17 protein-coding genes are annotated in these 22,984 nt (G+C 71.2%); 9 read left to right on the forward strand and 8 right to left on the reverse strand.

The annotated features are described in order from the left end of the window. Positions 1-42: 42 nt before the first annotated feature. Positions 43-1,419, reverse strand: coding sequence for an MFS transporter (locus tag ACH4LD_RS20130; protein WP_398056232.1), 1,377 nt, complete (start codon positions 1,417-1,419; stop codon positions 43-45). Between the two features lie 448 nt (positions 1,420-1,867). Here ACH4LD_RS20130 and ACH4LD_RS20135 point away from each other — a divergent pair, with 448 nt between their 5' ends. The 8 genes from ACH4LD_RS20135 to pqqE all read left to right on the forward strand — a co-directional run bounded on the left by ACH4LD_RS20135 (position 1,868) and on the right by pqqE (position 10,375). Continuing rightward, a complete protein-coding gene (locus ACH4LD_RS20135; RefSeq protein WP_398056231.1) occupies positions 1,868-3,262 on the forward strand; it encodes a LytTR family transcriptional regulator DNA-binding domain-containing protein in 1,395 nt (464 codons plus the stop codon). Positions 3,263-3,302: 40 nt separating this feature from the next. Continuing rightward, positions 3,303-5,543, forward strand: coding sequence for a catalase/peroxidase HPI (gene katG, locus ACH4LD_RS20140; protein WP_398056230.1), 2,241 nt, complete (start codon positions 3,303-3,305; stop codon positions 5,541-5,543). A 274-nt stretch (positions 5,544-5,817) separates the two neighbouring features. Continuing rightward, positions 5,818-6,282, forward strand: coding sequence for an MSMEG_3727 family PQQ-associated protein (locus ACH4LD_RS20145; RefSeq protein ID WP_132790963.1), 465 nt, complete (start codon positions 5,818-5,820; stop codon positions 6,280-6,282). A 22-nt stretch (positions 6,283-6,304) separates the two neighbouring features. Beyond that, positions 6,305-8,014, forward strand: a complete 1,710-nt coding sequence (locus ACH4LD_RS20150; protein ID WP_132790965.1) for a PQQ-dependent dehydrogenase, methanol/ethanol family — start codon at positions 6,305-6,307, stop codon at positions 8,012-8,014. A gap of 43 nt (positions 8,015-8,057) precedes the next feature. Next, on the forward strand, positions 8,058-8,153 hold the full coding sequence (pqqA, locus tag ACH4LD_RS20155; RefSeq protein ID WP_103816136.1) for a pyrroloquinoline quinone precursor peptide PqqA: 96 nt from the start codon (positions 8,058-8,060) through the stop codon (positions 8,151-8,153). 92 nt (positions 8,154-8,245) lie between these two features. After that, positions 8,246-8,944 carry a pyrroloquinoline-quinone synthase PqqC gene (gene pqqC, locus ACH4LD_RS20160; RefSeq protein ID WP_398056229.1) on the forward strand — a complete coding sequence of 233 codons (699 nt, stop codon included), beginning with the start codon at positions 8,246-8,248 and terminating at the stop codon, positions 8,942-8,944. Between the two features lie 5 nt (positions 8,945-8,949). Then, the gene (gene pqqD / locus ACH4LD_RS20165) at positions 8,950-9,279 is read left to right on the forward strand and encodes a pyrroloquinoline quinone biosynthesis peptide chaperone PqqD (RefSeq protein WP_132790969.1); all 330 of its coding nucleotides are present in this window, start codon (positions 8,950-8,952) and stop codon (positions 9,277-9,279) included. Continuing rightward, positions 9,272-10,375 (forward strand): pyrroloquinoline quinone biosynthesis protein PqqE, encoded by a 1,104-nt coding sequence (pqqE, locus tag ACH4LD_RS20170; protein ID WP_398056228.1) that lies wholly within the window; start codon positions 9,272-9,274, stop codon positions 10,373-10,375. Before pqqD ends, pqqE begins: the two co-directional genes overlap by 8 nt. Positions 10,376-10,400: 25 nt before the next feature. Here the strand turns inward: pqqE and ACH4LD_RS20175 are convergent, their stop codons facing one another. From ACH4LD_RS20175 to ACH4LD_RS20190, 4 genes are all read right to left on the reverse strand, one after another. Then, positions 10,401-10,940, reverse strand: a complete 540-nt coding sequence (locus tag ACH4LD_RS20175; protein WP_398056227.1) for a manganese efflux pump MntP family protein — start codon at positions 10,938-10,940, stop codon at positions 10,401-10,403. Between the two features lie 191 nt (positions 10,941-11,131). Beyond that, on the reverse strand, positions 11,132-12,382 hold the full coding sequence (locus ACH4LD_RS20180; RefSeq protein WP_398056226.1) for an Ig-like domain-containing protein: 1,251 nt from the start codon (positions 12,380-12,382) through the stop codon (positions 11,132-11,134). A gap of 169 nt (positions 12,383-12,551) precedes the next feature. Further along, entirely contained in the window at positions 12,552-12,884 is a 333-nt protein-coding gene (locus tag ACH4LD_RS20185) for a putative quinol monooxygenase (protein WP_398056225.1), read from the reverse strand. 126 nt (positions 12,885-13,010) lie between these two features. Further along, on the reverse strand, positions 13,011-15,779 hold the full coding sequence (locus ACH4LD_RS20190; protein WP_398056224.1) for a SpoIIE family protein phosphatase: 2,769 nt from the start codon (positions 15,777-15,779) through the stop codon (positions 13,011-13,013). 203 nt (positions 15,780-15,982) lie between these two features. On the opposite strand from ACH4LD_RS20190, the gene ACH4LD_RS20195 reads away from it, so the two are divergent. Then, a complete protein-coding gene (locus ACH4LD_RS20195; protein WP_398056223.1) occupies positions 15,983-17,026 on the forward strand; it encodes a PP2C family protein-serine/threonine phosphatase in 1,044 nt (347 codons plus the stop codon). Here ACH4LD_RS20195 and ACH4LD_RS20200 read toward each other — a convergent pair. From ACH4LD_RS20200 to ACH4LD_RS20210, 3 genes are all read right to left on the reverse strand, one after another. Further along, positions 17,023-19,404 carry a SpoIIE family protein phosphatase gene (locus ACH4LD_RS20200; RefSeq protein ID WP_398056222.1) on the reverse strand — a complete coding sequence of 794 codons (2,382 nt, stop codon included), beginning with the start codon at positions 19,402-19,404 and terminating at the stop codon, positions 17,023-17,025. The genes ACH4LD_RS20195 and ACH4LD_RS20200 overlap by 4 nt on opposite strands. A gap of 156 nt (positions 19,405-19,560) precedes the next feature. Beyond that, positions 19,561-22,377: a M48 family metalloprotease gene (locus tag ACH4LD_RS20205; protein ID WP_398056221.1), complete on the reverse strand. Its 2,817-nt coding sequence runs from the start codon at positions 22,375-22,377 to the stop codon at positions 19,561-19,563. Continuing rightward, positions 22,374-22,895, reverse strand: coding sequence for a hypothetical protein (locus tag ACH4LD_RS20210; protein ID WP_398056220.1), 522 nt, complete (start codon positions 22,893-22,895; stop codon positions 22,374-22,376). Before ACH4LD_RS20210 ends, ACH4LD_RS20205 begins: the two co-directional genes overlap by 4 nt. Between the last annotated feature and the right edge of the window lie 89 nt (positions 22,896-22,984).

Here is a 22,984-nt window from a genome sequence, read left to right on the forward strand (position 1 = left end):
CCGGCGAGGGCCGGTCGGCACGGACGCGGGCGACGGCGCCGCTCAGACGGTGCGCGCCTCGGTGGCCGGACTCGCCGCGGACGGCTCCCCGCCCTCACCCTCGATCCGGGCCAGGTCGCGGTGGCGCGTCTCCCGCCCGAGACCCACCGCGATCAGGGTCAGCACGGCGGCGGCGATCACGTACAGCGCGATCGGGGTGGAGCTGTCGTAGTCCGCGAGCAGCGCGGTGGCGATGAGCGGGGCGGGCGCGCCGGCCGCCACGGAGGCGAACTGCGCGCCGATGGACGCGCCCGAGTACCGCATCCGCGTCGCGAACATCTCGGCGAAGAAGGCTGCCTGGGGCGCGTACATGGCGCCGTGCAGCACGAGTCCGACGGTGACGGCGAGGATCAGGTACCCGAACGAGCCGGTGTCCACGAGCGCGAAGAAGGGGAACATCCACAGCCCGATTCCGGCCGCGCCGAGCAGGTACACGGGGCGCCGGCCGACCCGGTCGGACAGCGCGCCCCAGGCCGGGATGACGGCGAAGTGCACGGCCGAGCCGATGAGTACGGCGTTGAGGGCGGTCTGCTTGGAGACGCCGGCCGCGGTGGTGGCGTAGACGAGGATGAAGGCGGTGATGACGTAGTAGCTGATGTTCTCCGCCATGCGGGCGCCCATCGCCACGAGGACGTCCCGCCAGTGGTGCCGCAGCACGGAGACGAGCGGCAGCTTCTCCTGCGCGCCGTCCCGCCGGGCCTCGGCCCGCTCCAGCGCCTCCTTGAAGACGGGCGATTCATCGACAGACAGACGAATCCACAAACCGACGAGCACGAGCAGACCGGAGAGCAGGAAGGGGATCCGCCATCCCCACGTGCCGAAGGCGTCGTCGGACAGTACGGCGGTGAGCAGCGACAGCACACCGGTCGCGAGCAGCTGCCCGGCCGGCGCGCCGGTCTGTGGCCAGGAGGCCCAGAAGCCGCGGCGCCGCGCGTCCCCGTGCTCGGACACCAGCAGGACGGCGCCGCCCCACTCGCCGCCGAGCGCGAAGCCCTGCACCAGCCGCAGCACGGTGAGCAGCACGGGCGCGGCGGTGCCGACGGTGGCGTGCGTGGGCAGCAGACCGATGGCGAACGTGGCCCCGCCCATCAGCAGCAGGCTGAGCACCAGCAGCTTCTTCCGTCCCAGCCGGTCACCGTAGTGCCCGAAGACGAGCGCGCCCAGCGGGCGGGCCGCGAAGCCCACGGCGTACGTCAGGAACGACAGCAGCGTGCCGACGAGCGGGTCGGAGCCCGGGAAGAACAGCTTGTTGAACACCAGCGCGGCGGCGGAGCCGTAGAGGAAGAAGTCGTACCACTCGATGGTGGTCCCGATGAGGCTCGCGGCGACGATTCTGGGGAGGCTGGCGGGGGGTGGGGGAGCGGTGGTTCCGGAGGCCATGTGCGCCACTTCCTCGTGTGCGGTGGGGACGGGTACGTGTCGGCACACGGTAAGAAGACGCAGGTCAGCGGCACATGTGGCGGGGCACCATAGTTCTGGGGCCGGCTATGCGTCCAACCACCATGACGGCTCACGGAAGGGCGGCTGGGAAGGACCGCAGCCGTTTCCACCGGGTACCCGAGAGATCACCGCGCTCGCCCCGCACGCCCAGGAAGCGGCATTTTCGTGCAGGTGGCCTGGAGAGGGGAGTGCGCGGGCCGACAACGGTACCTAGGGTGGGGAGTGCGGTAACACAGCCTTGAACGAGTGACGCAGCAGGAAGACGCGCGACGCGGGGCCCGGTCGGCCGCAGGCCCGGCCGCGACGGGCGGCGGACCACGGACGGCGGACGGCGCGCATGGCGCGCATGCCGTCGAGTGTCGGGGATGGACCAGGGTGGTTCTGAACCATGAGCGATGTACATCGGCTTGAGCGCGGCTCGGCGCACCTGGACGGCGGCACCGTGCTCGCGGCGTGGGAACGGTTCGTGCAGGGCAAGGACGAGGTCCCGGATGTCCGGCCCCTGGTGGCGATCTCCTGGCATCGCTGCCGAGAGCAGTACAGGGTCGATCCTCACCTCACCGAGGCTCCGGTGGCCGTCGCGGAGCTCGACCATACGCCGGAGCGCGATGTCGTCTTCGCTGAGCTGGGGTTCCGTGCGGCCTCCCTCGCACACGAAGTGGGCAACCTCGGTGGCGTCGTCACCGTCACCGATGCCACCGGCCGGATCCTGGCCGAGTGGGGTGACCAAGCCACGCTCGCCAGGGCCGGCGACCCGAATCTGGCGCCCTGGTTCTGCTGGTCGGAGTGCGCGGTCGGCACGAACGGCATGGGCACGGCGCTGGAGGCGCACGGCCCGGTGACGATCAGGGGTGCGGAGCACTGGTGCCAGGTGCTCCACGACTGGGTCGGCGCGGGCATCGCGGTGCGCGACGTGGTGACCAGAGAACCGATCGCGGTCCTGAACGTCTGCCGCTGGCGCAGCCGGCTTCCCGCGTCGACGGAGAGCTGGCTGGCGAACGCGGCTGCCATGACTCAGTGCCCCCTGAAGAGGCGCGCCCGGGACAGCGGTGCCGAGCTGGTCGCGGCCTACACCCGGGCCAGAGCACAGTCCGGTACGGCACTCGCCGCGGTCGACACCGCGGGCAAGGTGGTGATCGCCGACGACATGGCAAGCGTGCTCCTGGGCGTCCCGGCATGCACTCCGGCGGTCGATCCCACGCTGCGATGGAACCCCGGGGTGCCCGAACTGATCACTGCCGCCCGGTATGCCGCCGGGCAGGCGGTCCACAATCCTGAGTGGGTCGGCTCGACGCAGATCTTCGCCCACCTCGCCGACGAACCGACATCGATCAGCATCCGACCCGTCTTCTCCTCCGGACGCCTGATCGGGAACCTGGTCTCCTTCGGTGCCACCGACGGAGTGCAGTTGCCCCAGGCGGAGCGGGTCGTGCACCTTCCGACGCAGCCGCGCCGACTGGTCGCGGTGCGGGACAACCGGATGGTGCTGCTGCGGCTGCCGGAAGTGGCCTTCGCCGAATCGCAGGGGAACGACGTCTGGCTCTCCACCGACCAGGGGCGACTGCGAGTCACCTCACTGAGTCTGGACAAACTCGAAGACGAGCTGGCGGATGTCGGCTTCCTGCGGGTTCACCGCCGGTATGTGGTCAACCTCAGCCGCGTCAGCGAGATCGAGCGCGGGCTCAAGGGCGAGTTGTCCTTGGTCATGGACGACCGGGCGAACGCCATGGTGCCGGTTTCCCGGCGGCACGCGCCGGTCCTGCGTCGTGCACTGGGCATCTGAGTGTCCCCGTACAACCTCTGTTCCCGGAAGGAAGAGTCCCGTGTCTGACAGTCCGGATGCCGTTGACGGCGGGATGAACGCCGGGGGCGGGGGCGGCCTCGGCCTCTCCGCCCCTGCGGGGCACCGCAGTCACGCGGTGGGGGGCCCGAGCAACCGCGCCTGGTGGCCGGACCGGCTCAACCTGGCGGTTCTCCGGAAGCACCCCGCCATGGCCGATCCCATGGGCGAGGACTTCGACTACGCCGCGGAGTTCCGGACGCTCGACCTCGACGCTCTGGCGCGGGACGTCGACGAGGTGCTCACGACGTCGCAGGAGTGGTGGCCGGCCGACTTCGGCCACTACGGGCCGCTCGTGATCCGGATGGTCTGGCACAGCGCAGGTACGTACCGCACCCGTGACGGCCGTGGTGGCGCCGGCGCCGGCCTGCAGCGTTTCGCGCCGCTGAACAGCTGGCCGGACAATCGCAATCTCGACAAGGCGCGCCGGCTGCTCTGGCCGGTGAAGAAGAAGTACGGCCGCACGATCTCCTGGGCCGATCTGATGATCTTCGCGGGCAACCGCGCCCTGGAGACGATGGGCCTCACGACCTTCGGCTTCGCCGGCGGCCGTGCGGACGTCTTCGCGCCCGACGAGGACGTCTACTGGGGTCCCGAGCACGCCTGGCTCGGCGACGAACGTCACGACGGCGTCCGGGAGCTGGAGCGCCCTCTGGCCGCCGACCAGATGGGCCTCATCTACGTCAACCCGGAGGGCCCGAACACCGTCCCGGACCCGGTCACCGCGGCCCGGGACATTCGCCAGACGTTCCGGCGCATGGGCATGAACGACGAGGAGACCGTCGCGCTCATCGCGGGCGGTCACACGTTCGGCAAGACCCACGGCGCGGCCGACCCGGTCGCCTGCCTGGGCCCCGAACCCGAGGGCGCTCCCCTTGAGGAGCAGGGATTGGGGTGGAAGAGCAGCTACGGCACCGGGAAGGGCAGGGACGCCGTCTCCAGCGGGCTTGAGGGTACGTGGACACCCACCCCGACGAGATGGGACAACAGTTTCTTCGAGACCCTGTTCGGCTATGAGTGGGACCTGGAGCTGAGCCCCGCTGGTCTGTGGCAGTGGATCCCGAGGGACGGCGGCGGGGCCGGCACCGTGCCGGACGCCCACGATCCGTCGACGACACACGCCCCGACGATCCTGACGACGGACCTGGCGCTTCGGTCGGACCCCGTCTACGAGTCGATCTCGCGACGCTTCCTGGAGAACCCGGACCAGCTCGCGGACGCGTTCGCCCGGGTCTGGTTCAAGCTGACCCACATCGACATGGGCCCGGTCCAGCGCTACCTCGGACCGCTGGTTCCCCGGGAGACGCTGCTCTGGCAGGACCCGGTCCCGGCCGTGGACCACGTGCTCGTCGGGGATGCGGACGTCGCCGCGCTCAAGAGCCGGGTCCTCGCCTCCGGGCTGTCCGTCTCCCAGCTCGTCTCGACCGCGTGGGCGTCGGCCTCGACGTTCCGCGTCAGCGACAAGCGGGGTGGAGCCAACGGCGCGCGCATCCGCCTTGAGCCGCAGCGGGGCTGGGAGGTCAACGACCCCGAAACGCTGGCACGAGTGCTGCGCACACTGGAGGAGATCCAGGAGTCCTTCAACAGTCTTCAGACCGGGAACAAGAGGATCTCGCTGGCCGACCTTATCGTGCTCGGCGGAGCCGCCGCCGTCGAGCAGGCCGCCAGGACCGCCGGCCACGACGTCCGGGTCCCCTTCAGTCCGGGACGCACGGACGCGACGCGGGAGTGGACCGATGTGGAGTCCTTCGCCGCGCTCGAACCGACCGCGGACGGGTTCCGCAACTACCGTGGCAAGGGCAGCCGGCTGTCGTCGGAGCACCTGCTGGTCGACCGCGCGAACCTGCTGGACCTGAGCGTGCCCGAGATGACCGTCCTCGTGGGTGGCCTGCGGGTGCTGGGCGCCAACCACCGGCAGTCGCCGCTGGGTGTCCTCACCTCGGCGCCCGGGTCGCTGACCAACGACTTCTTCGTGAACCTGCTCGACACGGGCACGGAATGGACGCCGGCATCCGCGGATGCGGAAACCTTCGAGGGGCGCGACCGCGTCACCGGCGAGGTCAAGTGGACCGGTAGCCGCGTCGACCTCGTCTTCGGCTCGAACTCCGAGCTGCGTGCCGTCGCGGAGGTCTACGCCGGCGACGACGCACGGGAGAAGTTCGTGCGGGACTTCGTCGCCGCATGGACCAAGGTCATGAACCTCGATCGGTACGACCTCGCTTGATCGACGCGTCGCAGTGCGGCCCGGCTGCTCCGAGCGGTGGCACATCGGTGACGAACGGCAGATGGTCGCGGACGAACGGCATGAGTCGGCCCGAACCAGGACGCACCTTGTCGGTGTGATCCGTCCGGCGTAGCGTCTTTCCTGAGTACAGACTTCACATCCTTTCCGCTGTTATTCATTCAGCGTGGCGCGCTTCCTGAGTGCCGATTGCAGCCGGGCAGCTCGCGACGCGAAGAGAAAATGCAGGGAATCGGGTGAGGGGAGAGAAGCCCCCATGACGACGACCGCGCACGAGCGAGCCGACCTGCTGGACAAGCTGGGGTTGGCCACACAGAACAAAGCAGCGCTGGGTCAAGTGCTGGGAACCGGGAACATCGGGCAGGCCACTGAGGAACCGGACGGCCGCATGAAGGCCACAATTCGCATCCACCCGGACGAGCTGAGCTGGGATCCTTCTATTCTTGTCATGCCCCACGGAGGCGATATCGAGCTGGAGCTCGTCAATGACGACAAGAACACGCACTGCGCACTTCTGCCGAGCAACGGCGACAGGAAGTTCATCTGGCTGGTGAACCATTCGCACGGGCATGCGCACCTCAACCTCGACGGTCCGGGCTACTACTGGTTCGGCTCTCCCACGGGCAACGACGAGGGCCGGGGGCTGACCGGATCCATAGTGGTCCTGGGAGACGCTCCACCGGAGGCTCGCCTCGACCGTCCCGAACAGCCGCGGCCGTAGGCAGAAGCAGGAGGTGGAGGAAATGACCGTCGACTACGCCGACTACGTCGACGCGGGTGAGGCCGTCGACCAGGGAACCCTGAACTACAAGACCCCCGGTGGAGACGTCGCGCCGCCGGTAGTGGCCGGTGTCGACTACGAGCGCATACTCAATGCCCGCCAGGAGCCCCACAACTGGCTCACCTACTACGGCGCCTACAACGGGCAACGCTACAGCCCGCTGGACCAGATCAACACGGACAACGTCAAGCGCATGGTCCCCGCCTGGGTCTTCCAGGCCGGCACGACCGGACTGATCGCGGGCGCGTCGACCTACTCGTTCGAGGCCGCCCCGATCGTCGTCGACGGGGTCATGTTCCTCTCCGGCTGGGACGGCTGGGTCTGGGCCCTCGACGCCAAGACGGGTGTGGAGATCTGGCGGTACAAGCACGCGGTCCCCTTCGACGTGTCCTTGTGCTGCGGGAACGTGAACCGCGGGGTCGCCGTGGCCCAGGGGAAGGTCTTCTTCGTCACGGCGAACGCCCGTGTGCTCGCGCTCGACGCCACCACCGGCAAGCAGGTCTGGGACAAGACCTACGGGGACGTCCGGGCCGGCGAGAGCGCCACGCTCGCCCCTCTGGTCGTGAAGAACATGGTCATCGTCGGAAGTTCCGGCGGCGAGTTCGGCGTACGCGGCCACCTCGACGCGTTCGCTCTCGAAACCGGCGAGCACCAGTGGCGCTGCTACACGGTGCCCAAGCCCGGGGAGCCCGGCTCGGAGACCTGGCCCGCCGACGGCGAGGCCTGGGCACGGGGCGGGGCGAACTGCTGGATCACCGGCACCTTCGACCCGGAGACGAACCTGCTGTACGTGGGCACCGGCAACCCGGCGCCCGACTTCGACGGCGAGGTCCGCGAGGGCGACAACCTGTTCACCGACAGCATCATCGCCGTGGACGTGGACAGCGGCCAGATCCGCTGGCACTACCAGTGCACCCCGCACGACGTGTGGGACTACGACAGCATCGGCGAGTGCATCCTGTTCGAGCAGGACGGACGCAAACTGCTGGGGCACTTCGACAAGAACGGCTACTTCTTCGTCCTCGACCGCACGAACGGCGAGAGGGTCGGGATCACTCCCTTCGTCGACCGCATCACCTGGGGGGCGATCACGAGGGACGGCCAGGTGACGGCCAAGGTGTACCCGGACAAGGAAGGAGAACCGGTCCACTTCTACCCGGGTCCGGCCGGTGCCAAGGAATGGACCCACGCGTCCTACAGTCCGAGGACCGGGCTCTTCTACGTCCCGGTCCAGGACACCGGCGCCACGGCCACCCGGCGGCGGCGGGAGTTCAAGGAGAGCATCCCGTACTGGGGTGCGGGCGTGCAGGTGGACATCGGGGACATGGCGGGGTCCATCAGCGCGTTCGACAGCGCCGGCGAGGAGAAGTGGCGCTGGCGCAACGACCTCCCGATGTGCGCCTCGACCCTGGCCACCGGCGGTGACCTGGTGTTCGCCGGTGAGCCCTCCGGGGAGTTCAACGCACTCGACGCCCGCACCGGGGAGTTGCTGTGGCAGTTCCAGTGCGGAAGCGGCCATCACAGCAGCCCGACCACCTACATGGTCGACGGCAGGCAGTACGTCGCTGTGCCGGTCGGATGGGGCGGATGGGCCGAGGGATTCCTCCCCGGCATGCTCGGCGCGGGGCACGGAAGCGCCCTGATCGTGTTCGCCCTTCCGGAGCCGTCGTAGCACGGAACCGGAGCCTGCCGTCCGGCGGAGAGGAGGTGAATCCATGGAGTCTCAGCTCGCTGTGTGGGAGACGCCCGACTTCGACGAGATCACAGTCGCGGCAGAGGTGACCATGTACCTCGCTCGGTTGGAGGACTAGCGGATGTGGGGCGGCGCCGGACAGGTCCGGCGCCGCCCGACGGCTCGTTCGCGGGGTGGCCGTGGACGGCCTGGAGGTCAGGGGGTGGAGGCGTGACGACGACAACCATCACAACCGGCGCCGACGGCTTCGTCGAGACGTTGCGGGCCCACTCGCGGCGATACCACGACCAGCACCCGTTCCACGTCCGGATGAACACAGGCCAACTGAGCCGCCGGCAGATCCAGGGCTGGGTGGCCAACCGCTTCTACTACCAGGAGAACATCCCCCGCAAGGACGCCGCGATCCTTTCCAACTGCCCCGACGTGGAGGTTCGCCGTCGCTGGATCCGGCGGATCGTCGAGCACGACGGCACTGCCGCGGGCGAGGGCGGCATCGAGGCGTGGCTGTGCCTCGCCGAGGCCGCCGGGCTGACCCGTGAGGAGGTCCGGGACCACCGGCACCTGGTACCGGGGGTGCGGTTCGCCGTCGACGCCTACGTGACCTTCGCCCGGACCCGCCCGTGGGTGGAGGCGGTGGCGTCCTCGCTCACCGAGCTGTTCGCGCCCGACCTGATGGCGGCGCGGCTCGCCGCGTTCGAGCGGTGGTACCCGTGGATCGCCCCCGAGGGCCTCGCCTACTTCCGCGCCCGCCTGGAGCAGGCCCCCCGCGACTGCGAGCACGCCCTGGAGGTGGTCACCGCGCACTGCCTCTCCGCCGAGGCCCAGGCGCGCGCCGTCGACGCGCTGTCGTTCAAGTGCGATGTCCTGTGGAGCCTCATGGACGCCATCGACCAGGCCTACGTGGAGTGAGCACCATGGACCCGACCCCTACCGGCACGACCCGGAGCAGCAGCACGACCCGGCCCGGCGCCGGGGTGTCCGGCTCGGACCGGCCCCGGTTGGCGGCCCACGTCCGGCTCAGCTTCTGCCGGACCAGGCAGCGCAAGGTCCTGCTGCACCCCGAGACGGTGGTGGTTCTGAACGGCAGCGGCGCGGCCATCCTCGAACTGTGCGACGGGCGGCACACCGTGGCCGAGATCGTCGGCGAACTGGGCGCGCGCTACGAATCCGTCCCCGACGACGACGTCAGGCAGTTCCTGGCCCGGCTCGTCGCCCGGCGCTGGGTGGAGCTCACCGATGGATAGCCCCCTCGGGCTGCTCGCCGAGCTGACCTACCGCTGCCCGCTGGCCTGCCCCTACTGCTCCAACCCGCTGAACCTGGCCGACTACCGGGACGAGCTGACCACCGACGAGTGGCTGCGGGTGCTGACCGAGGCCGAGGACCTGGGAGTCCTGCAGTGCCACCTGTCCGGCGGGGAGCCCCTGCTGCGGCGCGACCTGGTGCGGCTCGTCGCGCACGCCCATGCCCTGGGCCTCTACACCAACCTCATCACCAGCGCCCTCGGGTTCTCGCGTCCGAGGGCCGAGCAGTTGCGGGCCGCCGGTCTGGATCACGTACAGATCAGCATCCAGGCCGACGAACCGACCGTGTCCGACCGGATCGCCGGGGTCCCGTCCTTCCGGCGCAAGATCGAGGCGATGGGTGTGGTCAAGGAGCTGGGCTGGCCGCTCACGGTGAACGTGGTCCTGCACCGGCACAACATCGACCGCGTCGCCGACGTGCTCGCTCTGGCCGAGGAGGTGGGCGCGGACCGGGTGGAGCTCGCCAACACCCAGTACTACGGCTGGGCCTGGCGGAACCGTGCCGCGCTGCTGCCGAGCCGGGCCCAGCTCGAAGCGGCCGAGGCCGTCGTACGGGCCGCCGACGAGCGGTTGCGGGGTCGTATGGACATCATCTATGTCATCCCCGACTACTACAGCCGCTACCCGAAGCCCTGCATGGGCGGCTGGGCCTCCCGGCAGCTGACCGTGACGCCGAACGGCGACGTCCTGCCCTGCCCGGCCGCCCAGTCCCTGCCGTTGCCGCGGGCGAGTGTGCGGGAGGACACGCTGGAGCGGATCTGGGCCGAGGCCCCCGTGATGACCGCGTTCCGCGGGACCGACTGGATGCCGGAACCCTGCCGGAGCTGCCCCCGGCGTGAGGTGGACTTCGGCGGGTGTCGCTGCCAGGCGTTCCTGCTCACCGGCGACGCCGCCCGCACCGACCCGGTCTGTTACCTGTCGCCCGACCACGACCTGGTGGCCAGGGCGGTCGAGGCCGCCAACACCGACTCGCGGGACGACGCCCGTCCGCTGGTCCCCCGCCCGCACCGGCCGGGTCCGCCACCTGTCGCCCGGTGACGACCTGGTGGCCGGGCCGAGCGGGTCAGTCGTTGAACCACAACGGCAGTGTGCCGGCCGCGATGATCAAGGTGACCCCGCTCATCAGGTCCGAGCGGATGCGGATGAGGCGCGCCGCGGCCCGCCCGAGTTGCAGCCCGACCAGCGACAACACGGCCGTCATGCCGCCGAAGACGGCGGCCGAGAACCAGGGCGAGAGCCCGAGAACCCCCAGGCTCGCCCCGGCGAGCAGGTTGTCCAGGCTCAGTGTCAACGGGATGCCGAACAACGCCCACGGGTGGTCCAGCTCGTCCGGCTCGGGGTTCCGGAGGGACGAGATGACGAGGTAGAGACCGTACCCGCCGAGCGCCGCGGCGCCCACCACATCGGCGACGTCCCCGACGGACTCCCCGATCTGGTGACCGATCAACATCCCGACCAGGGGCATGATCGCGTCCCACAGCCCGAAGGTCAGCGCGACCTGCACCGCGCGCTTCAAACCGAATGGGAGCGTGCCGAGCGCGATCGATACTCGGAGATTGTCGAGACTGAGTACAAAACCCAGTACCACTATTTCCCAGATCATGGCGACACGGCTGCCCGATGACGACCGGCGTCGACGGAAACGAATCTGCCTCCATCAGCATGCACCACAATTCCAAAGAATATCTCAGGCGGTTCACGAAACAAACCTGGCGAACCGATTTCCGGAGAATCTTTGCGGGGGCGTTAGCTTGTTGAATCCATGCACCTCATTGTTGACGCAATGTCGTGGTGTCAGGCGGTCGGGCCGTCCGCGACCCACTGCTTCCACGGCATGTTCCAGTCGCTGAGGCCGTTGTCCGGGGCCAGGCTGGTCTTGTCCCCGGAGTTCTTGACGACCACGACGTCGCCGATCATCGACTGGTCGAAGAACCACGCGGCGGGCTGTGCGCCGTCGTCGCCGCCCCTGACGTCCTTCAGGCCCACGCAGCCGTGGCTGGTGTTCACCTTGCCGAAGATCGAGTCGGCGGCCCAGTAGTTGCCGTGGATGAACGTGCCCGAGTCGGTCAGGCGCATGGCGTGCGGTACGGCCTTGATGTCGTACGAGGGTTTGCCGTCCTTCTCCGTGAGGCCGACGCTCGCACCGTTCATGTGGACGTGCCCGAACTTCTCGGAGATCACCATCTGGCCGTTGTACGTCGGGTGCTCGGGGCTGCCGGACGAGATCGGGATGGTCTTGATCGTCTTGCCGTCCCGTACGACGGTCATCTGCTTGGTCCTGGCGTCGACGGTGCTGATCTGGCTCCGGCCGATCTTGAATCTGACCGTCTTCCGGACGCCGTCGCGGTTGAGCGTGACGGTGACGGTGGAGCCGGACTTCCAGTACTTCTCGGGGCGGAAGTCCAGGCGGTGGTCGTTCAGCCAGTGACCGACGACCTGCTGGCCGCTGCTGGAGCTGACCTGGATCTCCGACTCCACGGCGGCCCTGTCGCCGATCGCCTTGCCGAAGGTGAACGTCACCGGCATGCCCACGCCGACGGTCGAGCCGTCCTGGGGGGAGAGGTGCCCGACGAAGTCGTTCGGGGAGACGGTGGTGATCGTGGCGTTGCCGGTGGCGGAGCGGCCCTTGGCGTCCTCGGCCTCCGCGGCGATCTGGTACCTGGTGGCACGCTCCAGCCGGCCGTCCGGCTTCCAGGAAGTGCCGTCCGCGGACAGGGTGCCCGGGATCTCGGCACCGGTCGCGACGGCGGTCATGGTCACCTTGGTGAGCTTGCCGTTGCTGACGGTCACACCGACCGGGTCGTCGATCCCGACGCCGTAGGTGCCTTCCCCGGGCGTGATCTCTATTCGGGCGTCGGATGCTTCCTGGGTGGCCGCCTGGCTCGCCTGCGCCTGCGGTTTCGGCTGGTTCCCGGCGTCGTTGCCGCCGGTGGCGGCGTTGCTCGTACCGCCGAGGGCCGTGAGGGCGAGTACGCCGCCGAGTACGCCGGTCGTAGCCACCAGCCCGGTGCGACGTGTGAACAGCGTGATCAAGCGCTTCTCCATGCCACTGGTCTGTGCATTCCTCCGCTGATCGCCGAAGGAGCGCAACCAGCTATGCCACCACTTATAGGCACAGCCAGCTCCAAAATGGGCATTTTGTGGTGAAGGCCACGCATCTGCCGGAGTGGCGGTCCCCACACGGATCTTGGCGACGAGGCGGCACCGTGCCAGGTCAGCCCCCGTCCTGTACCGCCATCTCCGCGAGCAGGGACCAGTCCTCCTGCGGAACCGTCATGTTGACGATGCGCGGAGTCTCGGCGAGGTGCGGCGGCAGTGTCCGCTGCGCGTCGCGGAAGTGCTGGGACCGGACGTGCGCGGCGCCCGCCTCCTCGTCGCGGAACGCCTCGACGAGCACGTACTCGGTCGGATCGTCGACGCTGCGGGACCAGTCGAACCACAGGCACCCCGGTTCGGCGCGTGTCGCCTCGGTGAACGCGGCCGAGATCTCCGGCCATCGGTCGGCGTGCTCCGGCCGCACCCGGAATTTCGCGGTGATGAAGATCATGACAAGCTCCTCGGTCGACGGGCTCCCTGTCGCGTGCGTCCATGGTCGGTGCGGTCCGCCGCCGGCGCAGCCCCCGACGCGCCGAGTGATGTCCGGGGAGGGCGGCGCCCGGGGTCTCGCCTCGGCTCACAGGCCGGGGTCGTCGAACTGGTCGAGGTCGAACTGGTCGAGGAGGAAGTCGACCGGTGCGAGGCGCGGGGCGGCCGACGTGCCGTCGTGAAGAACCTGTTCCGCCCAGATGACCTTGCCGCGGGTGGTGTACCGCGTCCCCCATCGCTGAGCGAACTGTGCCACCAGGAACAGACCCCGCCCGCCCTCGTCCGTGGTGGCCGCCCGCCGCAGGCGCGGCGAGGTGCCGCTGCCGTCCGAGACCTCGCAGATCAGACAGCGTCCGTGCAGCAGCCGCACGCCCACCGGCGGTGAGCCGTACCGGATCGCGTTCGTGACCAGCTCGCTGACGATCAGCTCCGTGGCGAATCCGGTCTCCTCCAGCCCCCATGCGCGCAACGTCTCCCCGCAACGTGCCCGCACCGAGGGGACCAGCGCCGGATCCGACGGCACGTCCCACTCGGCCACGCGCGAGGGCGGGAACGTCCGGGTGCGTGCCGTGAGCAGCGCGATGTCGTCGGAGGAGTGCGACGGCTTCAGCGCGTCGATCACGCTCTGGCACGTCTCCTCCGGGGTGCGGCTCCCGGACCCGTCCAACGCCCGGCGCAGTCTCTCCAGCCCGACGTCGATGTCCTGGTCGCGGTCCTCCACCAGACCGTCGGTGTACAGCACCAGCTGTGAACCCTCCGGCAGGGACAGCTCGGTGGTCTCGAACGGGTAGCCGCCCAGACCGAGGGGCGCCGAGGCCGGCACCCCGGCACAGGTGACCGTCCCGTCCGGGCGCACGACCACCGGTTCCGGGTGTCCCGCGCGGGCCATGGTGCAGGCCCCCGCCACCGGGTCGTAGACCGCGTAGAGACAGGTCGCCCCGGTCACGCCCACGCCCTCGTGGTCTCCCGCGGCATCACCCGCGCGATCCTCGTCGTCCATGCGGACGACCAGGTCGTCCAGGTTCCCGAGCACCTCGTCCACGGGCAGGTCCAGGACGGCGAAGTTGTGCACCGCGGTACGCAGCCGGCCCATCGTCGCCGCCGCGTGCAGGCCGCGCCCGACGACGTCGCCCATCACCAGGGCCACCCGGGCGCCCGGGAGCGGGATGACGTCGAACCAGTCCCCGCCCACCCCCGCCTCCGCGGGCAGATACCGCCAGGCCACCTCCAGGGCGTCCTGGTCCGGCTGCCCGCGCGGCAGCAGACTGCGCTGGAGCGCCACCGCCGTCGCGTGCTCCCGGGTGAACCTCCGCGCGTTGTCGATGGCCACCGCCGCCCGTACGGCCAGTTCCTCCGCGAAGGCGAGATCTTCGGGCTCGAACGCCGGGGACCCCACCGTGCGGTAGAAGTTCACCACACCCAGCGCCACGTTCCGCGCCCGCAGCGGCACGGTCACCAGCGACCGCAGCCCGCACTCCAGGGCCCTTCGGGAGCGCTCCGGATCCTGTTCCCGCCAGCCGTGGGCCTGCCGCAGGTCCGCCTCCAGCACGCCCCGCCCCTCCTGGAGCGTCCGCATCTGCGGGCTCCGGGGCGAGAAGGTGATCACTTCGCCCAGCGGATACACCGGGACCATCCGCCGGGCGCCGCCGATCGCCGCCCGGCGCAGCTGCCGCCAGCCCTCGGCGGTCGGCTCCCACCCCCGCAGCACCGCGTCGAGCAGGTCCACCGTCACCAGGTCGGCGAACTGCGGCGCCGCCACCTCGGCCAGCTCCTGGGCCGTACGCTCCACGTCCAGCGTCGTGCCGATCCCCACGCCCGCCTCGTACAGCAGGTCCAGCCGCTCCCGGGCGACCTCCGCCCGCCCCGAGACCGCCGCCAGTTCCGTGGTGTCCCGCAGGGTCACCACGCTGCCTCCCCGGTCGGCCCGCGGGTACGCCGGCCGCTTGTTCACCGCCAGCAACCGGTTCCCCGCGCGATACACCTCATCGGTGACCGCCTCCGGCGACGACAGCAGGCGTAGGACCGGCTCCGGCAGCCCCAGCTCCCGCACCGGAAGCCCCTGCAGGTCCTGCGGCAGTCCGAGCAGCCGCGTCGCCTCGTCGTTCGCCAGCAGCAGTCGCCCGTCGGCACCGATGATCAGCACACCCTCCCGCACCGCGTGCAGGACCGCGTCGTGGTGCTCGTACAACTGCGCCAGCTCCACCGGGGACAGGCCGTGCGTCTGCCGCCGCAGCCGCCGGGACACCAGCGTCGTGCCCGCCGTGGCCAGCGCCAGCGCGGCCGCGCCACTGCCCAGGATGATCGGCAGCTGCGGCAGCCACAGGGCCGCGACGTTCCTGACCGTGAGTCCGGCGGAGACCAGGCCGACCACCTTGCCCCGTGGGTCGGTCACCGGGACCACGGCCTGCACGTCCGTCCCCCTGCCCGCGGGCAGGGGTGGCCCGCCGGCCTGTTCGACGACGGTGTGGCCCTTCAGCGCCGGTCCGATGGTGCCGACGAACTGCTTCCCGATCTCCCGCGGGTAGGGGTACGTGTACCGGGTCCCCGTCGTGCTCAGGACGACGATGAAATCCATGCCCGTGCGTTCGCGCGCCGCCTCGGCCCGTGGCTGGAGCACCGCTGACGGGTCCCGGCTCCGCAAGGCCGCGGCCGTGCCCGGGGCGCTCGCGAAGGACTGGGCCGCGATGACCGACGCGCGTCGCCCCTGCTGCAGAGCGTCACGCGCTGCCTGGAGGATCATGCCCACCACCGTGGCCAGGACCAGCAGGACCACGATGGCGACCTGGAGCAGGAACACCTGACCGGCCGCACTGCGCGGGTCCAGCAGGGAAGCGCGACGTTCAGGCTGGCGTCCCACGGGCGGATGACGTTCCGGGCCCCGAGGGTGCCCGGAGAATACCTCCATACACCCTTGATAACACCACCGTGGGCCGGCCGACGCCGATCGAGCGCATGCCCTGTCCCGGAACGAAGCCCGTTTTGCCCCGATAAGATGCTTCAGTGATCAGGAAAGGACGGCCCCGGCGACACCGCCCTCCCCACGGTGGGCGACGCGTAGCCGTGGTGCTGCCGCCCGTCGTTCTGACCGTCCTGATCTCCGGCCTGGCCTTCGCCACCCCCAGAGAGGTCGCCTTCAGCCGTCTGCTGCCCGCCGCCCCCGCCCTCGCCGCCGCGATGTGGCCCGTGGTCCCGACCATCCTGCTGGGGGCGTTCTGTCTGCTGGTCATGACCGGACTCGGCCTCGTCTACTCCGATCTGGGAACGCCCTACACGGCGGCCGCGATCGTCGCGGTCACCGCGGCGGCCGCCTACACGAGCCATCTCCGGCTCCAGCGGGAGGAGGCACTCTTCCAGGTCCGGCTCGTCGCCGACGCGGCGCAGCAGGTGCTGCTGCGCCCGCTGCCGAGCCGGGTCCAGGACGTCGAGATCGAGTCGCTGTATCTGGCGGCGCAGGAGCAGGCCCGGATCGGAGGCGACTTCTACGAGGTGGCCGACACCCCGTACGGGGTCCGGCTGCTCATCGGTGACGTGCGCGGCAAGGGGCTGTCGGCGGTGGGCGCCGCCTCGGCGGTGATCAACTGCTTCCGGGAGAACGCGTACGACCAGCCCGACCTGAGGTGCATCGTCCATCGCCTGGAGACCAGCATCGGCCGCTACAGCGTCGCGATCCTCGACCCCGATCAGCCCGAGCACTTCGCCACGGCTCTGATCGCCGAGATCCGGTACGGCGGCGGGCAGGTGAGGATCCTCAACTGTGGGCACCCCCCGCCCCTGCTGATGCGGAACGGAGAGATCAGCGTCCTTGAGCCCACCGCCCCCTCACCGCCCCTCAACCTCGCGACGCTCCTCGGAGACGACTACAACATCGACACCATCACCTTCACCGCGGGCGACCAGATGCTGCTCTACACCGATGGTGTGACGGAGACCCGGGACCGTGCCGGCACGTTCTTCGCGCTACCGGAGTGGATGCGGCAACTCGGTCCGGCGGCACCCCGGGAACTGCTGGACCGGCTCCACCGGGACCTGCTCCACTACAGCGGCGGAAGGCTGGACGACGACATCGCCGCCGTCGCCGTCCGCTGCGCGGCACGGCGCTCCTAGGGAATGGCCAGCTCGGCCCAGATGGTCTTCCCGGACGCGGTGTAGCGCGTCCCCCAGCGCTGGGACATCTGGGCGACGAGGAACAGGCCGCGGCCACCCTCGTCGTCCCGGCGAGCCCGCCGCAGATGGGGTGCGGTGTGCGCGTTGTCGGACACCTCGCACAGCAGGCAGCGGTCCCTGATCAGCCTCAGCATGACGGGCCCGGTGGCGTACCGGATGCTGTTGGTGACCAGCTCGCTCACCACCAGAGCCGCGCTGAACGACAGATCGGACAGCCCCCAGTCCGTCAACTGGCGCTCGGTGTCCGTGCGGGCGTGCGCCACCATGGCCGGGTCCGGCGGCAGCTCCAGGTCCGCCACGCGGTCGGCGCCGAGCCGCCGGGTGCGGACGAGCAGCAGCGTGGCATCGTCCGTCTGCGGGCCGGGCGGCCGGGCCGACAGCGCGCGGTCACACAGTTCCTCCAGCGGGCACCGCTGCCAGGTGAGGACATGGGCGAGGCGGTCGATTCCGCTGTCGATGTCGGTGTGCCGGTCCTCCACCACCCCGTCGGTGAAGAGCGCCACGACGCTGCCGCTGGACAGACTCAGCTCGACGTTCTCGTAGGGCAGGCCGCCCAGCCCCAGCGGCGGCCCCGGCGCCAGCGCGGACAAGGCCACCGAGCCGCTCGCATCGGCCACGACCGGCGGGGGATGGCCCGCGCTCGCCCAGACGCACCGGCCGCTGACCGGGTCGTAGATCGCGTACAGGCAGGTCACCCCGAGCGTCTCGTCGCCCAGCCCGTCATCGGAATCGGGCTCCGAGTCCTGCGCGACCAGGCCGTCCAGCCGGGTGAGCAGCTCGGCCGGGTCCAGGTCCAGCAGGGCCAGGGTCCGTACGGTGGCGCGCAGCCGGCCCATGGTCGCGGCCGCGTGCACCCCGTGGCCCACCACGTCGCCGACGGTCAGACCCACCCTGGCGCCGGACAGCGGGATCAGGTCGAACCAGTCGCCGCCCACCCCCACGCGGCTGTCGGCGGGCAGGTAGCGGTACGCCACGTCGACCGCGCTCTGCTCGGGCAGGTGCTGGGGCAGCAGGCTCCGCTGGAGCACCAGGGCCGCCGCGTGCTGGCTGGTGTAGCGGCGGGCGTTGTCGATGCCGACGGCGGCCCGCTCGGCCAGTTCCACCGCGAGCGTCTGCTCCTCGGGCCCGAAGCGGTCGGGGTTGCTGCTGCGCCGGAAGGTGGCGAGGCCCAGGACCGCGTTGCGGGTGAGCAGCGGGACGAAGAGGCAGGAGTGCGAGGCGGCCGGTCCCGTCCCGCCCGGGGGCACGGACGGGGCGGCGTCGACGACGGGGCGGCTGGTGGCCAGGCTCTGCGCCTGCGGTGACGAGGGCGGGTAGGAGACCGGACTGGTCCGGAACTCCTCGGGGGTCCGGCCGTGCATCCGCAGCAGGCTGTGCCCCGGCGCCGAGCCCGTGGGCGGCTGGCGCCCCTCGATGACCGCCGGCGGCAGGTCCACCAGCACCTCGTCAGCCAGCTGCGGTACCGCCACGTCCGCGAGCTCCGCGGCCGTGCGACGCACGTCCAGCGAGGCACCGATGCGCTTGCCCGCCCGTACGAGCAGGGACAGTCGTTCCTGGGCGCGGTAGCGGTCGGTGATGTCCAGGGACTCCTCGAAGAGCCCCAGCAGTTCGCCCCGGGCGTCCACCAGCCGGTGGTAGGAGCAGGACCAGACGTGCTCGCGAACCGGGTCGGCGGGGGCGCGCCCGCGGTAGTGCATGCCCATGATCGGCTCGCCCGTCGTCAGCACGTGCTCCATGATCTGGTCTTCGTCCGGAGGGTGGTGGCGGGAGATGAACTCGCCCTCCGGGAAGAGATCCGCGGCCGGGCGGCCGATGTACTGGTCGATCCCCGCCAGCTCCAGATCGGTGGAGACGTTCCCCCAGACGACCCGCATGTCGGTGTCGAAGATCGTCAGGCCCACGGCGGACTCGGTCGTCAGCCCCTGCAACATCGCCAGCTGCGCCTCCCAGCCGCGCAGCGTGTCCAGGTCGGCCGCGACCACGACGGTCGCGGCGGCGCCACGGTGCGCGAGCGGGCTGAAGGTCACTGCCGCGCGCAGCGTCCGACCGTCCCGGCGGCACAGGTCCAGGACGGTGCTGCGGGGCCGGTGCCCCTTGCAGAGCTTGCAGAGGGTGGACAGACGCTGCCCCGGGGTCGCCGCGAGCAGCCGGGCGGCCGGCTTCCCGAGCACATCCTCGGGGGAATGCCCGAGCAGGCGCTCGGCCGAGGATCCCCATCCGGAAACGCGGCCTTCGGCGTCCAGTACCGCGGCGGCGGCCTTGGTGAGGTCCAGCGGACTGTGGAAATCGACGTTGGCGGCATGCGGAAAACGATCCATGGCACCGCTTCCCTCCGTGCTCCCTCAGCATCCCGTGCCGGCCGACGGACGACAACCGCACGCGCGAGAGCCGCGTCGCACCGCGGAGGGGAGTCCTCCCGTGCAACGAGTTGCATCGGTCGCCGTCGTCGGAGGATCGGCGTCATGGCGGGCCGATCAGCCGGTCTTCTTCCACTGCGGCCACTGCTCCAGCGCGGTCGTGACGCGTTTCGTCAGGGGCGGGACGGTCCGGGTCGCCTGTTCGTAGGCGGCGACGAGGTCCTCCAGCATCTTGGTGTTGCGCTGCACGTCGTCGGTGTCCGAGTCCAGCACGGACGCACATTCGCGGGCCGCGTCCCGGCTCCTGGCCAGCAAGCTGGACCACGCGCGGCCCAGTTCCGGGTCGGGGACGCCCAGATGGCGCCGGGCCGTGGCCGTGTCGCGGGCCAGACCGGCGCAGATGGGGCGCAGGGTGTCACCGTCGACGGCACCGGTCCCGGCGTCCGTCGACTCCTTGAACCACTGCGCGAACGCGGTGTAGCGGGACGCCACGGCGACGATGTCGGCCTGGCCGCTCGTCCTGAACCAGGCCAGCAACTGGAAGCTGCGCACGCGTTCGTCGGTGCCGGCGGCCGGTGGACGGTCGGGCACCGCCAGGGCAGTGTCGCGGCCCGTCACCGAACGCACGGCCACGACGGACGACACCACGGCCAGGAGCGCGACGGCGCCCACGGCGACGCGGGTCGGCCAGGACCGCCGTACGGCCTCTGGAGGCGCTGAAGGCGTCGGGGCACGGGGGGTCCGGGCCAGGGGCGCGGCGACCAGGGCGGCCCCGAACATCGCCGGTGCGGCCGTCTGCACCAGCAGTCCGGTCAGCGACCAGGACGCGTCGGGAAGCCAGTGGCAGGTGTCGCCCATGACTCGCAGCGGGCCCAGGCAGCCGTCTGCGGACTGCAGCAGGAACTGCCCCGCCAGCGCCAGGATCTGGGCGATGCCGGCGGCGGTCAGGGCGCGGGGCAGCCGGTGGGTGCGGGTGGTCAGGGCGACGACGGCCGCCGTCACGGCCACGCCGGCCCACAGGGCGACGGTCCGCCACCACAGGTGGACGACGCCGAAGGCCGTGCTCCGCTCGCCGAGCGGAGGGCGCCAGGAGTGGACGTACGCCATCGCCACCGCCACGGCGGCGACCCCGAGCACGCCTCCGGCCAGGCCGGCGAGGAGCGTGGAGCGCAGCCCCGTCGCCCGTGGCCGTCCGAGCAGCAGCACGGCCGGGTACACCCACAGCACCACCGCTGCCGCCGCGATCACGGGGGTCGAGCCCGCGACGCTCAGGCTCGTGAGGACCGAGGCGATCCAGGGCAGCACCGCCGCGTACTGCTCCCGCGTCCCCCACGGGCCGGGGAACATCTGGCGGATGTCCTGTTCCAGACCGCCCGCCCGGTACAGGTCCCCGGCCAGCAACAGCTTGCCCGCGCCCATCCACCAGCTCAGACCGGCCGCCGCCACGACACACCCCGCGACGGCCGCGACGAGTACCGCCGCGCGCAGCGCGCGCGGTGTGCCCGGGCTGTTCCGCAGGCTCAGCCGGGCGCACGCGGCCAGCCAGCAGACGTAGACCACACCTCCCAGGAACGGGAAGAGCAGGGGCTCCAGGTGCGCGGGCCACCAGCCCGGGCCGATGCTCGACCCGGACAGCAACTCCCCGCAGACCAGGCCGAGTCCGAGCGCAGAGCCGGCCCGCACACCCGAGGGGCCCGGAGCGCCCCGGTGCGCGGCGTACAGGGCCGCGCGCCAGACGGAGACCGCCAGGAGGGCCGCCGCCAGGCCCCCGACGACCCAGGCGGCCGGCAGCGCGTCCCACCAGATGCCCAGCGCGTTGCCGGTGACCAGGGTCACCGCCCCGAGCAGGAACAACGGCACGTCCGTCAGCGTGAACAGGGCCGCCGGGTCCTCCAGCGCGCGGCGCCGCTCCGCCCAGGACGGGTGACTGCGCCACAACGCCGGGACGCCGCGGGCCGGGCGGCCCTGTGCCCCGGCTGCCTCGGCCCGCGCCCGCCAGACGCCGGCATCGGCGCCCAGCGCCACGGCCCCCCGGTCGGCGTACAGCTCGCGGTGGCGCAGGGTGTCGGCGCGGGCCAGGACCACCAGCAGGAACAGGAACCCGGCGGTCGCGATGTCCCGGACCATGTACGGCCGGGAGGCGGGCCAGAAGACGGCGTCGGCGCCCATGAACCAGCCGAACTGCGCCGCGACGAGGCTCCCGCCGAGCACGAGGGTGAAGGGGACGGCGGCCAGGACGAGGAAGGCCCGCCACAGGGCCGTCACGGCGTACGCGATGTCCACGTCCCGGTGGCGCAGATGGGCCAGTTCGTGCAGGAGCACCGCCTGGAAGCGGGCCGGGTCGGAGCGGCGGACGTGCAGCAGGCCGTTGTCGAGGCAGAGAGTGCGCCTGCCCGCCCGGCCGAAGACGACCGCGCCGGCGTCGAACGCGGTCAGGTCGACCACCAGGTCGGGCAGGGCGCGCACTCCGGCGACCCCGGCCAGCCGGGCGACCTCGGCCCGGATCTCGCCTTGCGGGTCGCGACCGGGCAGGGGCACCAGACCGTGCCGCCGCCGTCTCCAGCGCGGCAGCAGCAGGTACACGGCCGCGGCCACCAGCAGGACGACGCCACTGCCGGCCAGGCCGTACCACTCCGGCGTCACGGGGGCGCCCTTGGCGCACTCCTTGATCGCCTCCGCGTGGGCGCTGCTCCGCGTCACGTTGTCGATGACGTTGCCGCCCGGGTCGTAGCCCGCCGCGAACTCGCAGAGGAACGCGACGTTCTGGGCGGGATACGGCCGCAGGAGACCGGTCAGCATCTCGACCGTGGCCGCCGCCATCGCGACGACGAGGACGAGGAAGCGCAAGGAGGTCCCGGCGGGCAGTACGCCCGGGTCGGGGGCCGGCGGCGCGGGCGCCGGGCGGGGCGCGGCCGCCTCCGTGGCTCCGCTCACCGGGCCGCCCCGTCCTCCTGACGCTCCCCGTCCTCACCCGGCTGGTCGTCGCGCGGGTCCTCCGTGCCCGCCAGGGCCAGCCGTGCGACCACGCTGTCGGCCAGGCCGTCGGCGTCGGCGAAGCCGCGCCTGACCGCCTCCTCGTGCACCCGCCGCCGTACGGACGCCAGTTGCTCCCGGTCTAGGCGGGGCACCTCGGGCGGGGTGACCGGGCGGCGGGCGGACGGGAGCAGCCGTCCCAGGGCGGTCGCGGCCCGGCTCATCAGCCGCCCGGTGCCGTCCGCGACGGCGGCGCGGCAGGCCTCGTCGACCACCAGCAGGACCAGGGGTGTGACCATGGCCGCGACGGTGTCGAGACCGAAGCCCAGCGGGTCGGACCGTCCGCCGGAGGACGTCCGCCGGATCCGCCGTACCACCACGCCGTAGTCCAGGCCGGCCAGGTCATCCACCAACTGCCGTTCGCCCGGGGCGTGTCGGTCGACGACGTCCCGTACCACATCCAGCACGGTCGCACGCATGCGCCCGCTCCTTCCCCCGTCCGTTCCCCGTGCGCACCCGCACCCGGGCGCGCTGTTCGGGTCCTTCCCACTGGGGCATGCCGTACGCC

It is taken from the genome of Streptomyces sp. NPDC017676, assembly GCF_044329325.1.
Taxonomy (GTDB): Bacteria; Actinomycetota; Actinomycetes; order Streptomycetales; family Streptomycetaceae; genus Streptomyces.